We start from the raw sequence: 13,937 nt of genomic DNA on the forward strand, positions 1-13,937 counted from the left end.
GGTCCGTGCCGAGTACGGATCCGCCGCTGGCTAGCATGGAGGTACTGCCTGGCTACCCTCGAAAGATTGAACCTGTGACTGTCAACGAAGACGTGTTCACGAACTGGATGCACCGCGAGGAGATCGCGGAGTCGATGATCCCGATCATCGGGAAGCTGCACCGTGAGCGCGATGTCAATGTCGTGCTGCACAGCCGCTCCCTGGTGAACAAGTCGGTGGTCAGCATCCTGAAGACCCACCGTTTCGCCCGCCAGATCGACGGCGAGGAGCTCTCGGTCACCGAGACCATGCCGTTCCTTCAGGCCCTCACCACCCTCGATCTGGGCCCGTCGCAGATCGACCTGGCGCTGCTCGCGGCCAACTACAAGGCCGACTCGCGCGGCCTGTCGGTCGCGGAGTTCACCGCCGAGGCGGTGGCCGGCGCGACCGGTGAGAACAAGCTGCAGCGCGCCGCCTCGCGCGACGTGGTGCTCTACGGCTTCGGCCGGATCGGCCGCCTGCTGACCCGTCTGCTGATCGAGAAGGCCGGCTCCGGCAACGGCCTGCGGCTGCGCGCCATCGTGGTGCGCCGCAGCGGCGACGAGGACCTGGTCAAGCGCGCCTCGCTGCTGCGCCGCGACTCGATCCACGGCCAGTTCCAGGGCACCATCACCGTGGACGAGGCCAACAACAAGATCATTGCCAACGGCAACGAGATCACCGTGATCTACTCCGACGACCCGTCGACGGTGGACTACACGGCCTACGGCATCAACGACGCGATCCTGATCGACAACACCGGCCGCTGGCGGGACCGTGCGGGTCTCTCCAAGCACCTGGTGCCCGGCATCGCCAAGGTCGTGCTCACCGCGCCCGGCAAGGGCGACGTGCCGAACATCGTGCACGGCGTGAACCACGAGGACATCAAGCCGGACGAGCAGATCATCTCCTGCGCCTCCTGCACCACCAACGCGATCGTGCCGCCGCTGAAGGCGATGAACGACGAGTACGGCGTGCTGCGCGGCCACGTGGAGACCGTCCACTCGTTCACCAACGACCAGAACCTGCTGGACAACTTCCACAAGGCCGACCGCCGCGGCCGCTCGGCACCGCTGAACATGGTGATCACCGAGACCGGTGCCGCCTCGGCCGTCGCCAAGGCGCTGCCCGACCTCAAGGCGAAGATCACCGGCAGCTCGATCCGGGTGCCGGTGCCGGACGTCTCGATCGCCATCCTCAACCTGCAGCTGGCCCGCGAGACCAGCCGCGAGGAGGTGCTGGAGCACCTGCGCGAGGTCTCGCTGACCTCGCCGCTGCGCCGGCAGATCGACTTCACCAGCGCGCCCGACGCGGTCTCCAGCGACTTCATCGGCTCGCGGCACGCCTCGATCGTCGACGCCGGTGCCACCAAGGTCGAGGGCGACAACGCGATCCTCTACCTGTGGTACGACAACGAGTTCGGCTACTCGTGCCAGGTGGTCCGGGTCGTCCAGTACGTCTCCGGCGTGGAGTACCCGACCTTCCCGGCTCCGGCCGCGGTCTGATCGGTCCGCGGTTCCACCGCGCTCCCGGGCGGTCCCCCTGGTGGGGGCCGCCCGGTCCCGTTTCAGTGGAACAGGGCGGACAGCACCAGGACCAGCACCAGGACCACCACCAGGACGGGTGCGCCGACCGCGGCGGTGATCAGCCAGCCCTGGCTCCGCTGTGACGACTGCTCCCGGCGGGCCGGCGGGTGGTCGTCCAGGTAGGCGAAGGGTCTGGCCGAGGGGACCGGCGGCGGGGCCGGCGGGGGTGGCGGGTTCGACGGGACGGGCGGGTCCGCCCAGTCCGGGTCGACCCACTCCGGGTCCTCCGGGGCCAGCACCGGGGTCGGGGTAGGCGACGGTTCGCCGGGTTGTGTGCTGGGCTGTGCGGCCGACTGCGCGGTCGACTGTGCGGCCGACCGTGCGGGCCGGGGCGCCAGGTCGCGGAGCAGGCGGCACCAGACCCGCGGCGGCAGGTCGGGCGGATCGTCCCGGTCCAGCAGCAGGTTCAGCAGGTCCCGGTCGACGTCGTCGGCCCGCTCGGCCAGCACGTGCAGGAAGTCGGACACCCGCCGCTCCTGCGCGGGGTCGCGCAGCTGCGGCCGGACCGCCCAGGCGAAGAGCTCCGCCGCGTCCGTGACCTGCCTGCGCTCGTCGCGCGGGTCCGGCCCGGCCGGGTAGAACCAGAGCTGCTGCGCCAGCACCAGCCGGCACAGCTCGGCGGCGCCCGCCTGGCCGAGACCGAGCCGGCGCACGGCGGCGAGCGCGGGAGCGGCCGCCGCCCAGTCGTCGTCCGCCGCCGCCAGCTGCTCCAACAGCGCCTGCTCGGGGTCCTGACGGGGCAGTTCTTGACGGGCCGGTTCCTGACGGGCTGGCTCCTGACGCTCCGGTTCCTGACGGGTCGGCTCCTGACGGGTCGGCTCGTGATGCGTCGGCTCGGGGTGCGTCGGCGGCCCGACCGGATCGGGGTGCTGGGCCGGCCGGCCCGCGCCGGGCGTCGCCGCACGGTCGGCGGTGGCCCGCAGGACCCGCTCCAGCTCGGGCAGCCGGCGGTCCGGGGGCCGGCGGGTCTCGCTCCAGCGCTGGGCCAGCTCGTCCAGCAGGGGCCGCTCCCGCGGGCGCTCCAGGAACCGGCCGACCAGCTGACGGGCGAGCTCGTGCGGCAGGTCCCGGGGGAGCGGCTGGGACGGATCCAGCCGGGTCAGCAGCGGGTCCCGGCCGTCGGCCCGCCGCCACTGCGGCACCGTGGTGACCAGCAGCCGGTGGGAGTCGACGGTGTCGTAGGTGGCGAAGGTCCAGTGCTGCTGGAGCCACCGCGGCCCGAAGATCCCGTGCAGGCCGTAGACCACCAGCGCGGCGTGGTTGTGCGCCGGCCAGTCGGGCAGGCCCGGGCCGAGCAGCGAGAGGTGGCGCCGGGGGTCGGCGAGCAGCGCGGCGGTCGCCGCGACCAGCGCGGTGCGCACGACGGGCAGCTGCGCCTCGGTCTGCGCCTGCCGCTCCCAGGCGGCGGCCCGCAGTCGCGCCACCGGCAGCCGGGGCAGCTGCCCCGACTCCTGCTCGGCGAACTCCGGTGGCGCCACCGGCCAGTCGCGCAGCAGCAGGCACTCGCGCATCGGCAGCGCCTCCAGCGGGCCGACCAGCAGGTGGCTGGCCGTGCTGGGCCGCCCGTGCCGGTCCCGGACCGGCCAGCGCCGCACCAGCGCGACCTCGCTGCCCACCTTGGCCCGGACCAGGCTGGGCTGCGCCCGGCTGTCCTCGACCCGGAGCAACGGCCCCAGCGCGTCGAGCAGTTCGGCGGCCCGCTCGGGCGTGACGGAGTACCCGGCGGCGCCCAGCCCCTTGTCCTGCCCGCCCAGCCAGCGGACCACCAGTTGGTCCACCTGCCCCGGTGCGTCCCGGTCGGTCATCGCGACACCTCCGAGACCATGCCGTGCATGGCCAGGATCGAGACCAGCGGCTCCAGCACCCGTTGGGCCCGGACCCGGCGCCGGTAGCGGCCGTCGTGCTGGCGGCCGCCGGTGGCGGAGGCCACGTGCAGGCTGCACCGGCGCAGCGAGTCGAACGGGCGCAGCCAGGCCCGGCCGGCGTGCTGGTGCAGCAGGGCGAAGACGTCCCGGCTCTCCGCGCGTTGGCGGGCGGGGTCGAACGGGAGGTTCGGCGGGGCGTCCAGCCAGCGGTCCACCGGGTGCTCCAGGCGCAGCAGATCGGCCTTGCCCAGCACCAGGGCTGACGGAACGTCAGGCAGTGCGCCCTTGCTCGCCAGGCGGTTGAGCACGGTTGCGAAGGCCTGGTCGCCGTTCGGCTGCACCTCCACTCCGGTCTCCGAGCGGATCTCGTCGAGCCCGGCGAAGGGCAGGGCCATCGCCGGATCGACGACGAAGATCAGCGCGTCCACGTCGAGCAGGAAGCCGAGCAGCCGGTTGGTGCGGACCAGGTCCTCGCCGGCCAGGTCGAAGAAGGCCACCGGCCTGGTGCGGTGCTGCGCGTCGGTGAGCAGCAGTGCCTCGACGAACTCGGCGTGGTCGTCGGCGACGGCGGTGTGCCCGAGCACCTCGCCGGAGCGCAGCGGGGCCACCCGGTCGCGGGCGAACTCGGCGGTCAGGTCGCGGTTGGTGGGCCGCCAGCTGATCCCGTAGGGCTCCAGCCGGCCGTCGGTGATCTCGGCGATCATCTGGGTCAGCAGGTGGCTCTTGCCGGAACTGGTCTCGCCGACCATCGCGATGGTCAGCGGCCGGCCGTTCACCAGGTAGGGCACCGGCACGTCGTGCGGGGCCATCTCCGGGTCCGCGGTGCAGCGTTGGAAGAGCCCGTAGAGCCGGTCGGCCTGGCGCAGGCCCTCGCCCACCGCGGCCGGGTCGACCGGTCCGGTGCCGTCGGCGCCGACCAGCGCGCGCGGGTCGAAGGCGATCGGCTCCAGGCAGTACGGGCAGCGGCGCGGGGGCTCCGCGGCCGGTGCCGGTGCCGGTGCCTCTTCGCTCGACGGTGTCGGTGCCCCGGCTGCGGGGAGGGACCGCTTGTGCGCCGTGACCCGGTCGAACTCGGCTTGTCCGGTGGCCAGTTCGTCCCGGGGCGGGTCCTGCGGCAGGCGGGCCGGGTCGAGCAGCTTGAGCAGCTCGGCGGGCGTCGGGCGGTCGGCGGCGCGCGGGGCGAAGGCCTGGCCGAGCGGGTGGGCCAGGGCCGGGTACTCGGCCAGGTCGCCCGGCGCCCGGTCGGGGTCGCCGTGCCGGCCGGTGAGCAGGTGGTACATCAGCTGGGCGCAGCTCCACAGCGCGTCGCGCGGGTCGGCCGCCCCGGTGCCCAGCCGCACCTCGGGCGCGGCGTACGGCGGCGCGCCGCCGGCCGCGCGCGGCCGGCCCGGGCGGGTCACCGCGTGCAGACCCCAGAGCTGCACGCTGCTGCCGTCCCAGCGCACGGTGCCCGGGGTGATCCCGTGGTGCACCAGGCCGAACCGCTCCAGCAGCTGCACCGCCCGCACCAAGTCCCGTTCCACGGTGCGCAGCGCACCGTTGGACAGGCCGCTCAGGTCGGCCGCCCGCTGCCCGCGCGGCGGCCGGTAGAGGACGAACGGCTCGGCCGCGTCGAGGTCGTGGCCGAGCGGCTCCGGGAAGAGCAGGGCCGCCTTGTCACCGGCCAACTGCCGGTGCAGTCGCAGGGCGGTGGCGGTCTGGGTGGCGAGCAGGTCGAGCGCCCGGGTCCGGTCGCCCGGGCCGGCCACCCGGATCTGCAGGCAGGTCCGGGCGCCGTCCAGCAGCACCGGCCGGGCGGTCAGCCCCGGCGGCCCGGCGGGCCGGTCGGGGCCGAACCGGGCGGCCCGTCGCCGGCGTTCGCCCGTGGTGGTCAGGAAGGCCAGTTCGGTGGGTGGGTTCACCACGGGTCGTTCTCCGGTTCGTGCTGGTGGACGGTCAGGGCGGCGTCCGGGCGTAGCGGGAGCAGGCAGCGCAGGCGGAGCGGGCCGGTGCTGGTCCACGGCTCGGTGTCCCCGGCGACCTCGGTGGTCGGGACGGCCGGTTCGGTGGGCGGGTTCACCACGGGTCGTCCTCCGATTCGCGCTGGTGGACCGTCAGGACGGCGTCCGGGCGCAGCGGGAGCAGGCAGAGCAGGCCGGCGTAGCGGCCGGTGCTGGTCCACACCTCGGTGCCCTCGGCGACCTTGGCGGTTCCGGCGGCCCGTTCGATGGCGGGCCGGGCGGCGGCCGGGGCGAAGTGCACCCAGCGGGCGGCGGCCGGGTCGCGGCTGAGCAGGGCCTGCTGGTCCACCGAGGTGAGCTGGACGGCGGCGGCCCGGTCGGCCAGCGGGCCGGCCGCGTCGGCCACCCGGTTGGCGTCGATCCCGAGCAGCCCGGCCGGGCCGCTGCGCAGCCGGTGCGGCTGGGCGAACGGCGGGGGCGGCAGCACGCCGTGGCGGTGCAGGTGGGTGCGGGCCAGTGCGAGCAGCTCGCGCACCCGCTCGGCGGTCTGCCGCTCGGCCTGCGGGCCGGTGCGGCCGCGGATCATCACGCCCCAGTACGGCTCCAGGGCCGCCACGGCCGCGTCGGCCAGGTCGCCGACCAGGGTGGTGACCAGTTCGGCGCCGCCGTCGCCGTCGTCCCGCTCCAGCCAGCGCGGGCCGTTGCCGGGCGGGCGGCTCGGCAGGGCGAACGGCAGGTCGCAGGCCTGGTCGGGCGCGGGCACCGGCGCGGCAGCGCCGGCGGCGGCGGTGGGGACGGTCGGGGTGGGCGCGGGCTCGTCCCACTCCTCGCCCCACCCCTCGGTGTCGAGCCAGCTTCCCCCCGTGGACTCGTCGTCGCTCCCCGGCTCGGCAGCTCCGGTGTCCCCGGCCCGGTCGGTGCGGTCGGCCGCGGCCCACGGGTCGTCGCCGGTCCACGGGTCGTCAGCGGTCCACGGGTCGTCAGCGGCCCAGGGGTCGCCGGCCGGCTGCTCCTCGGCGACGGCCTCCTGTTCGGCCGCCTCCTGCTCGGCGGCCCGGGCGGCCGCCCGCAGCACGCCGACCACGGCGGTGGCTGCATCCGCGCAGTAGGTGCGCTCCTCGACCGCCCAGCAGGCCGCCGCCACCTCGGTCAACAGGGTCTCCAGGCCAACCAGTTCGGTGCGGGCCGGGGCGATCGCGCCGGCCAGTCCCCAGCGCCGCACCTCGCGCCGCCAGGAGTGCAGCAGCAGCCAGCCGGTGAGCACCAGGGCGACCAGCAGGGCGATGGCGCCGAACACCGGTGGCGGGTCGGCCAGCGCCCCGAGCAGCCCGCCGAGCAGTGCGCCCGCGAGGCCGGCCGCCGCGAGCCGCAGCGCCCGGGGCAGTCCGTCGCGCGCGGTGCCCAGCCGGTTCGCGCCCAGCAGCGCGCCGCCGCCGAGCAGCAGCGGCGCCAGCAGCGCCAGCAGCCCGAGCGGCCACGGCCAGAGCCCGCCGAGCAGCCCCGCCAGCGCGGCGAGCGGCAGCGCCGCCCCGCCGGGCACCGGCACCGGTGCGGGTGTCAGCGCCCGCCGGTGGGAGCGCTGGAGTTCGTCCAGCCGGGGTGCCAGCCGGGCGGTGGGCAGCGGTGCCACCTGGTGGGCCAGCCGGGAGAACCGCTCGGCCGCCGCGCGCAGCGGCAGTCCCTCGCCGAGCAGGCCGAGCGCGTAGCCGCGCAGGCTCTCCGCGATCCGCTCCCTGGTCACCCGGGGCGGCTCCACCTGCACGCCCAACTCGGCCAGCCGCTGGGTCAGTTCGGCGCCGGACGGGGTCAGCCCGGGGCCGCCGTCGGCGAGCGCCCGGGCGACGTACCCGCGCAGTCGGGCGAGCGCCGCCTCGGCGTCGGTCAGCGCCGCCCGGTACTCGGTCCGGCCGGCGCCGGTGGCCAGGCCGGCCGGGCCGCCGAGCAGCTCCAGCTCCTGGGCGGCCTCGGCCAGCGACTCCTCCACCGCCGCGCGGGCCCGGGCCACCGGCCCGGCCGGGTCGCGGTGCACGGGGGCGCCACCGGCGGCGGTGGCGGCGCGCAGCTCGGTGAGCAGGGCCGGCTCGCTGGTCCTGGTCCGGGCCGGCGCGCCGGGGGCGGCCGGCTCGTTGCCGCCGGCGAACTGCTTCAGCGCCTCGCTCCAGGCCCGGGCCCGGGCCTGCGGGGCGAGGTCCTGCTCCAGCACCCGCAGGGCCGGTGCGGCCACCCCGTGGGCGCCGTCGGCGGTGCGGTCCAGCACCTCGTCGAAGAGCTCGGGCGCGAGCAGCAGGTCGACCAGCACGGCCAGCGCGTACGGGTCGTCGGGCGCGGTCCGGGCGCCGCCGGCGGGGGCGGCGCGCAGGTCGCCGACCCAGAGCACGGCGGCCTGCGTCGAGCGCAGCAGGCCGGGGCGGCGCAGGCGGCGGGCGCCCGGCCAGCCGTCCGGCGCCTGGGCCGGCCCATCCGGTCCGTCCGACCCGTCCGGCGCCTCGCGTTCGGGCAGCGGGCCGACCAGCAGGCAGAGCAGCCGCACCCGTCCGGTCGCCTGGTAGGCGAGCAGCTGCTCGTACCAGGTCTGACGCAGCGTCAGACCGCTCGGGGTGTCCACCACGAGCACCCGGTGGTGGGTGCCGGACGGGCGCAGCGGCTCCTCCAGCGCGGCGAGCTGGTCCTCGATGGCGAACCGCAGGCCCTCGCGGTCCGCCAGGTCCCAGGGGGCGGCGCGCAGGTCGAAGCGGAGCACGGGGCCGCCGGGTTGCTGACTGGTCGTCACCGCTCCTCACCGCCCCAGCCGTTCTCCAGCTCCCAGTCGTCGGTGCCGGGCTCGATCCGGGAGGAGCCGTGATCACCGGAGGAGCCGTAGTCGCGGGCACGGGTGTCCGGCCCGTCGAATCCCGGCGCCCGCCCGGCGGGTTCCTCCGGCACGCCCACCGTGCCGAACTCCTCGCCGGTCGACCGCCGGGCGGGCTCCGGCTCCCGGGCGGCCGGCGGGCGGCCGAGGGTGATCGCCTCCAGCAGGGTGCGCAGGGTCGGCTGGGCGGCCTTGCGGTCGGTGAACCTGAGGTCCAGTGCGGCCGGCAGGGTCTCGCGCCAGAACTGCAGCAGCGGTTCCACCCAGCCGTCGATCCGGGCGCCGTCCCGCTCGCGCCGCTCCGCGAGCAGCCGCAGCTGGTGCGGCGCGATCTCCTCCACCAGCTTGACGAAGAGCGGGTGCGGCTTGCTGCCGGACCGGTTGAGGTCGACCGGCTGGGCGGTCATCAGCTCCTGGCAGAAGAACTGCACGTTCCGCTCGCCGTCCAGCACCGTCCAGCGCTCGTAGACCCGCAGCAGCTCGGCCCAGCTGGAGATGCCGTCCGGGTAGGAGCCCAGGCGCAGCCAGACGCCGGGGGTGTCCGGCCCGTCCTCCGGGAAGAGCCGCACCCGGATCCGCTCCGGCGACTCCTCGGTGCCCTCCAACACGTCCACCTGGCCGTTCCACAGGGCGCAGAGCAGCCGGTGCAGGATCGCCTGCCGGTCCGTCTCGGTGCTGATCAGCCAGTCGTCCTGGTGGCCGAGGCGCTGGCGCCAGCGCAGCACGTCCTCGGAGCGCTCGGAGTCCTTGGCGATCGCCCACTGCCGCAGCACCTCGCGGGCCTCCGGCACCTGGGTGAGGCTCATCTGACTGCGGAACAGCACCACGGTGATCGACTCGGTCTCCACGCTGCGGAACTGCACCGTCATCCGGGGGTCCCGGGGCAGCGGCAGCACCTTGCGCAGGAAGGTCTCCACCTCGTCGGTGGACTTGACCCGCGGGTAGACCACCAGCACCTTGAGCGGCCCGCTGCCCTGCGGGGTGAAGCCGGCCGGCAGCAGCCCGCGCAGCTTGCCGTCGAACTGCTCCCGGGCCTGCCGGGAGACCTGCTCGCCGGCCTCCGGGTCGCCGGCCGCCGCGGCCAGCAGCACGCTCATCGAGGGCAGCAGCGGCAGCTCCTCCAGCAGCCGCCCGCTCTCCGCGAAGAGCCGCCGGACCGCCGCCTCCAGCTGGCCCTTGACGCCGGCGACCGAGCCGTCGGGGTCGCGCAGGCTGCGCTGGTGGGCCCGCTGCCAGGCCGGCCCGTCGACCATCCGCAGCACCAGGTCGGCCTCCCGGGCGGTCTCCGGCAGGCCCTCGCGCATGATCAGGCGGGCCGTCAGGTCCTCGTAGAAGTGCCGAAGGTCGCGCTGCGGCGGCAGCAGGTAGGAGACGCCGGTGCGGTCCGAGTAGAGGGTGATCGACTGGTCCCGGAAGGCGCGCCGCTCGGCCTCGGCGAACCGCTGGAAGGCGGACACCAGGCGGGCCGCCTCGGCCCGGGCGCCGCGCGCGGTCTGCTCCCAGCGCGGCTGCTGGGCCCGCCAGCCCTCGTGCCAGATCACCCGGGTGCGCCAGCGGTACCAGCGCTCCTGGGCGTTCAGCGCGGTGCGCACCTCCTCGTCGCCCCAGCGGGCCTGGGCCAGCCCGGCCAGCCGGCGGCGGATCCGCGGCGCGTTCGGCGGCTGGCCGTGCACCCCGGCGGGCGCGGCCGGCATCACGGCCCGGCTCTCCAGCATCCGCAGGAAGCCGAGCCGGCCGATCTCGCTGCCGTCCTGCGGGTCGCCGTTCAGCGCGCGGTCGAGCAGGAACGGGTCGCCGTGCTGGAGCAGCCGCTCGATCGCCCGGCGCGGGTTGAAGGAGCCGGCCAGGTCGGCGGTGCGCTGGGACACCCGGCGCTGCAGGTCGTCGAGTTGGGCCAGCATGTCGCTCAGCCGGGTGGCCAGCGCGGCCTCGATCGCGGCGCCGCCGCGCGGCAGCGGGTCGGGGAGCGGGATCGGCAGTGCCTCGCGGCGCAGCAGCTCCTCCAGGCCGGAGTCCACGAAGGCCTGGGTGACCAGCTGTTCGAGCGGCACGGCCGGCGGGCGGGCGTGGTCGCCGAGCTGCTCGACCGCGTTGCGCAGCACCCGGCCGGAGATCAGCGAGGCCAGTTCGTCCATCGGCGCGGTCACCGAGGCGACCAGGCTGGTGGAGACGCCCTGCCGGCCGATCCCGGAGGCGGCCGGCGAGGCGCGGCGCACGCTCTCGTTGATGAAGCTGGCGGCGAAGGTCTGCGAGTCGTCGTCCACCCGGGCCGGGCCGCGGCCGTCGCCGAGTTCGGTGCCGATCAGCGACATCATCAGCGAGACGATCGAGCGGCGCAGGTCCTCCGGTTCGATGCCGGCGGTGCGGCTGAACAGGAAGGCGGTGGGCACCGTGCCGGAGCGCAGCCGGATCGGGGCCAGCTCGGGGTAGTGGATCCGCAGGGCGGAGTCCTGTTCCAGCTCCAGGCCCACGTCCGGTCCGGCGGTCGGCGCGTTCTGCTCGTCGACCAGCCGGAACAGGTCCACCAGCGCCCGGGCGGAGTTGAGTTCGGCCTCCCGCCCGCCACCGCCGGCCTGCGGGAAGGCGGAGGGCATCACCACCAGCGGGTAGATCTTGGCGCCGGCGTACCCCTTCTCCTGGAAGGCGTGGCTGATCAGGTGCAGGTAGTCCAGGAAGATGCCGGAGCCGGTGCCGCCGGCCACCGAGAAGGCCACGAACACGTCGCAGCCGGTGAGTTCGCCGCCGCCGAGCTGCCCGAGCACGCCGGCCGAGCGGGCGATCGCGTCGATCGCCCGGTCCAGCGGCTCCAGCACCGGGCGCGGCCCGTTGCTCAGCGTGGCGAAGAGCGCGGCCCGTCCGACGGTGGGCAGTTGGCCGGCGCCGCTGCGCAGCGGGGCGACCCGGGGCTCGCCGTCGCGCGGCGGCAGCCAGGTGCCGGTCTCCTTGTGCTGGCGGGCCCGGAGCATCTTGGTGACCTCCGGCGAGCTGTCGAACTCCAGCCGGGGCAGCAGGTCGTGGGTGATGTGCGAGGTGCGGCGGTAGGCCGCGCGCAGCGACTGGTCGACGGTGTTGACCGGCACCCGGGACAGGTCGGCCTCGCTGTAGTCGGCGTAGACGAACTGCAGGCAGTCCGGCAGTTGGTAGGGCTGGAGCCCGCCGAGGTGGCTCAGCGCGCTGCCGTCCGGTCCGCAGAGTTCGGCGCGCAGCCGGCGTTCGAGCTCCGCACCGACCAGGGTGCCGGTGCCGCCCAGGCCGACGAAGAGCATCGGCTGGAAGATCTTCATGGTTCCGCCTCTTGGCAGTTGGGGTGGTTGGTCGGGTCGGAGGGACGGGTCAGAGCAGGCCCTCGTCCGTGTCGATCGGTGGTGGGGCGGCGGACCGGCTCTCGGCCAGGTCCAGCGCCAGGCCGTTGGCGAGCGCCACCGGTTGGCCGGGCAGCACCCGTCCGCCGGGCCGGCCGCGCTCCTCCAGCACCGCTCCGCCGTCGCGGTGGCGCTGCACCCGGTAGGCGCCGCCGGTGCGGTTGACGATCTGCGGGAACGGGCTGCGCGGTTCGAGGATGTCGAACTCGAACCAGCCGTGCGGGCCGTTGCGGGCCGCGCGGCGGACCACCTCCTGGCCCTCGGCGTCGCGCAGCACCAGCACCAGGCCGACCGGCCGGCGGCTGATCGCGCCGTGCCGGAACACGGCCGTGGCCGCCAGCAGCAGGGCGGTCAGCAGCAGCGCGCCCGCCAGCAGGTACCACTGGTACTGCTGGACGAAGCTCGGCCGGGGCGTGACGGTCAGCGCGATCGAGGGATCGGCCAGCGGCCGGCCCTGGTCGGTGGTGTCCAGCACCACCAGCTTTCCGCCCAACCGGGCTGATCCGCCGTCCAGTTGACGCCCGAAGGCAACTCGGGAGCCGACCAGCAGCGCGATCCGGAACACCGGCGAGCTGCCCGGCGCGACGGTGACCTGGGCGGGGGAGGGGGTGAGCAGTCCGCCGGCCAGGTCCTCGGCCCGCAGGGCCAGGGTGTGCGGCACCTGGTCGCCGTTGTGCACGGCGAGGGTGGCGGTGAGGTGGTCGCCGGGGTGCGCGGAGCCGGTCGGCGGGGTCAGCGCCGCGCTCAGCAGGTTCACCGGTGGTGCCACCATGCTTCCCTCGGCGCGGTCCTGATCGGCCGTCAGTCCGGGTGAGGTGAGGGTCTCGGTCACGTTCAGCCGGCCGGTGGCGCCGGTCGGCACGGTCACCTTGCCGGTGAAGCTGCCGTTCCTGGTGCCGGGGACGGCGTCGGTCAGTGGGATCGGCACGGGGGAGAACCCGTCACCGGTCAACTGGGCGGTGATGCCCAGCTGTTGCAGGTCCTGCTGGTCGGTGACGGCGAAGCCGTCGCGGGTCTGCAGCCGGACCGTCACGGTCACCGGCGCGCCGGCCGCGGGTGAGGGCGGGTCCATGGTGATCGAGCTGCGCAGCTCGCCGTGCCAGAGCACGCTGACCGTGGCGAGTTGGCCGCGGTGGCCGTCCGGCGCGTCCAGGTGGATCCGCCAGGTGCCCGGCGCCGGGTCGGTGATCCGCAGGGACTCCACCGACTGGCCCTGCCCGGCGAGTTCGAAGTGCGAGCCGTAGGCGTCGCCGGTGCCGGTGATCTGGTGGCCCTGCGGGTCGTAGTAGGTCGCGGTGACCGCCGGGTCGCCCTTGTCCACCACGATGCTGCCGACGGTGGCCAGCGGGGAGATCCGCACCGACAGGTCGACCGGCGGGTGGCCGCTGGTGCCGGTGGTGCTCTGCAGGCAGTGCGCGGCGGCGAAGGCGGTCTGCAGGGCGGCGCCGACCGCGGCCGAGTCCGGCACCAGGGTGGCCCGGGGCTTGGCGTCCGGCAGGTCGACGCACCCGTTCTGGTAGCCCGAAGCCGCCATCAGGTTCAGCTCGTTCTGGTCCGCGTCGGAGCCGAAGCCGAGCGGCCGCACCTGCACCTTGGCGTCGGCCGCGTGCTGCAGCTCCGTCACCAGGGCCTGCTGGGCGTTCTGCTGACGGTGCGCCTGGTCGCCGTACTGCGGGCTGTTCGGCACGTCCAACTTCCCGTCGGTGAGCAGGAAGAGCACGCGCGGGGTGGTGGGGTCGGTGTTCGTGGTGAGCAGGCTGACGGCCTGGGAGACCGCGGCCGGGAAGTCGGTGTCCCAGCCCTCGCTCTGCTGCCGGCCGCGCAACTGCCCCGCGCAGCCGCCGAGGTTGTCGCGCCCGGCGGTGTCCAGCGCGGTGGGCGGGCAGACCACGTCCACCGCGTGCTGGTCCGGCGTGTTGGAGCTGGCGAAGCCGAGCACGGCGACGGTGGAGGCGGGGGAGACGTCGCCGAGCGCGATCCGCAGCGCCGCGTCCTTCTCCTGGGCCATCTCGTCGGGTTGGATGCTGCCCGACTCGTCCACCGCCACCACGTAGTTGACGGGCCCGATCGGTGCGGGTGGCGCGGCCGGCGTGCCGTCGGCGCCGGCCGGGCCGGCCCCGGCGGTCAGCGGCGCGAGCGCGAGCACGGCGGCGGCGAGCAGTGCGGCGGCCCGCCGCACGCGGTGGCGGGCGGCCGGGGCCCGCCGCAGGACGGTCGGGGGCTCCAGGTGTCCCACGTTGGCTCCTCGGATGTGCGGATGTGCGGGTGTGTGGGTGTGCAGGTGTGTGGATGCGCGGGTGCGTGGGCGGTTCGGGGGC

The 13,937-nt window shown here is 75.3% G+C and carries 7 protein-coding genes; 1 reads left to right on the top strand and 6 read right to left on the bottom strand.

All coding sequences use genetic code 11. The features are described from left to right. Positions 1-74: 74 nt before the first annotated feature. The gene (locus tag FHX73_RS37740; protein WP_145910561.1) at positions 75-1,523 is read left to right on the top strand and encodes a glyceraldehyde-3-phosphate dehydrogenase; all 1,449 of its coding nucleotides are present in this window, start codon (positions 75-77) and stop codon (positions 1,521-1,523) included. 62 nt (positions 1,524-1,585) lie between these two features. Here the strand turns inward: FHX73_RS37740 and FHX73_RS37745 are convergent, their stop codons facing one another. The 6 genes from FHX73_RS37745 to FHX73_RS37765 are packed head-to-tail and all read right to left on the bottom strand — an operon-like array spanning position 1,586 to position 13,855. Continuing rightward, entirely contained in the window at positions 1,586-3,409 is a 1,824-nt protein-coding gene (locus tag FHX73_RS37745) for a hypothetical protein (protein WP_145910562.1), read from the bottom strand. Beyond that, positions 3,406-5,373 (bottom strand): TRAFAC clade GTPase domain-containing protein, encoded by a 1,968-nt coding sequence (locus FHX73_RS37750; protein ID WP_145910563.1) that lies wholly within the window; start codon positions 5,371-5,373, stop codon positions 3,406-3,408. The genes FHX73_RS37745 and FHX73_RS37750 overlap by 4 nt, the downstream gene beginning before the upstream one ends. Next, positions 5,367-5,531: a hypothetical protein gene (locus FHX73_RS45200; protein WP_170305261.1), complete on the bottom strand. Its 165-nt coding sequence runs from the start codon at positions 5,529-5,531 to the stop codon at positions 5,367-5,369. Before FHX73_RS45200 ends, FHX73_RS37750 begins: the two co-directional genes overlap by 7 nt. Then, positions 5,525-8,179 (bottom strand): hypothetical protein, encoded by a 2,655-nt coding sequence (locus FHX73_RS37755; RefSeq protein WP_145910564.1) that lies wholly within the window; start codon positions 8,177-8,179, stop codon positions 5,525-5,527. The genes FHX73_RS45200 and FHX73_RS37755 overlap by 7 nt, the downstream gene beginning before the upstream one ends. Next, the gene (locus tag FHX73_RS37760) at positions 8,176-11,541 is read right to left on the bottom strand and encodes a tubulin-like doman-containing protein (RefSeq protein ID WP_211786459.1); all 3,366 of its coding nucleotides are present in this window, start codon (positions 11,539-11,541) and stop codon (positions 8,176-8,178) included. Before FHX73_RS37760 ends, FHX73_RS37755 begins: the two co-directional genes overlap by 4 nt. 49 nt (positions 11,542-11,590) lie before the next feature. Beyond that, the gene (locus tag FHX73_RS37765) at positions 11,591-13,855 is read right to left on the bottom strand and encodes a vWA domain-containing protein (protein ID WP_145910565.1); all 2,265 of its coding nucleotides are present in this window, start codon (positions 13,853-13,855) and stop codon (positions 11,591-11,593) included. Between the last annotated feature and the right edge of the window lie 82 nt (positions 13,856-13,937).

The organism is Kitasatospora viridis, from assembly GCF_007829815.1.
Classification (GTDB): Bacteria; Actinomycetota; Actinomycetes; order Streptomycetales; family Streptomycetaceae; genus Kitasatospora; species Kitasatospora viridis.

Excerpts from the sequence above, each read along its gene's own strand:
- FHX73_RS37745 (WP_145910562.1), bottom strand. The coding sequence starts at position 3,409 with ATGACCGACCGGGACGCACCGGGGCAGGTGGACCAACTGGTGGTCCGC.
- FHX73_RS37760 (WP_211786459.1), bottom strand. The coding sequence starts at position 11,541 with ATGAAGATCTTCCAGCCGATGCTCTTCGTCGGCCTGGGCGGCACCGGC.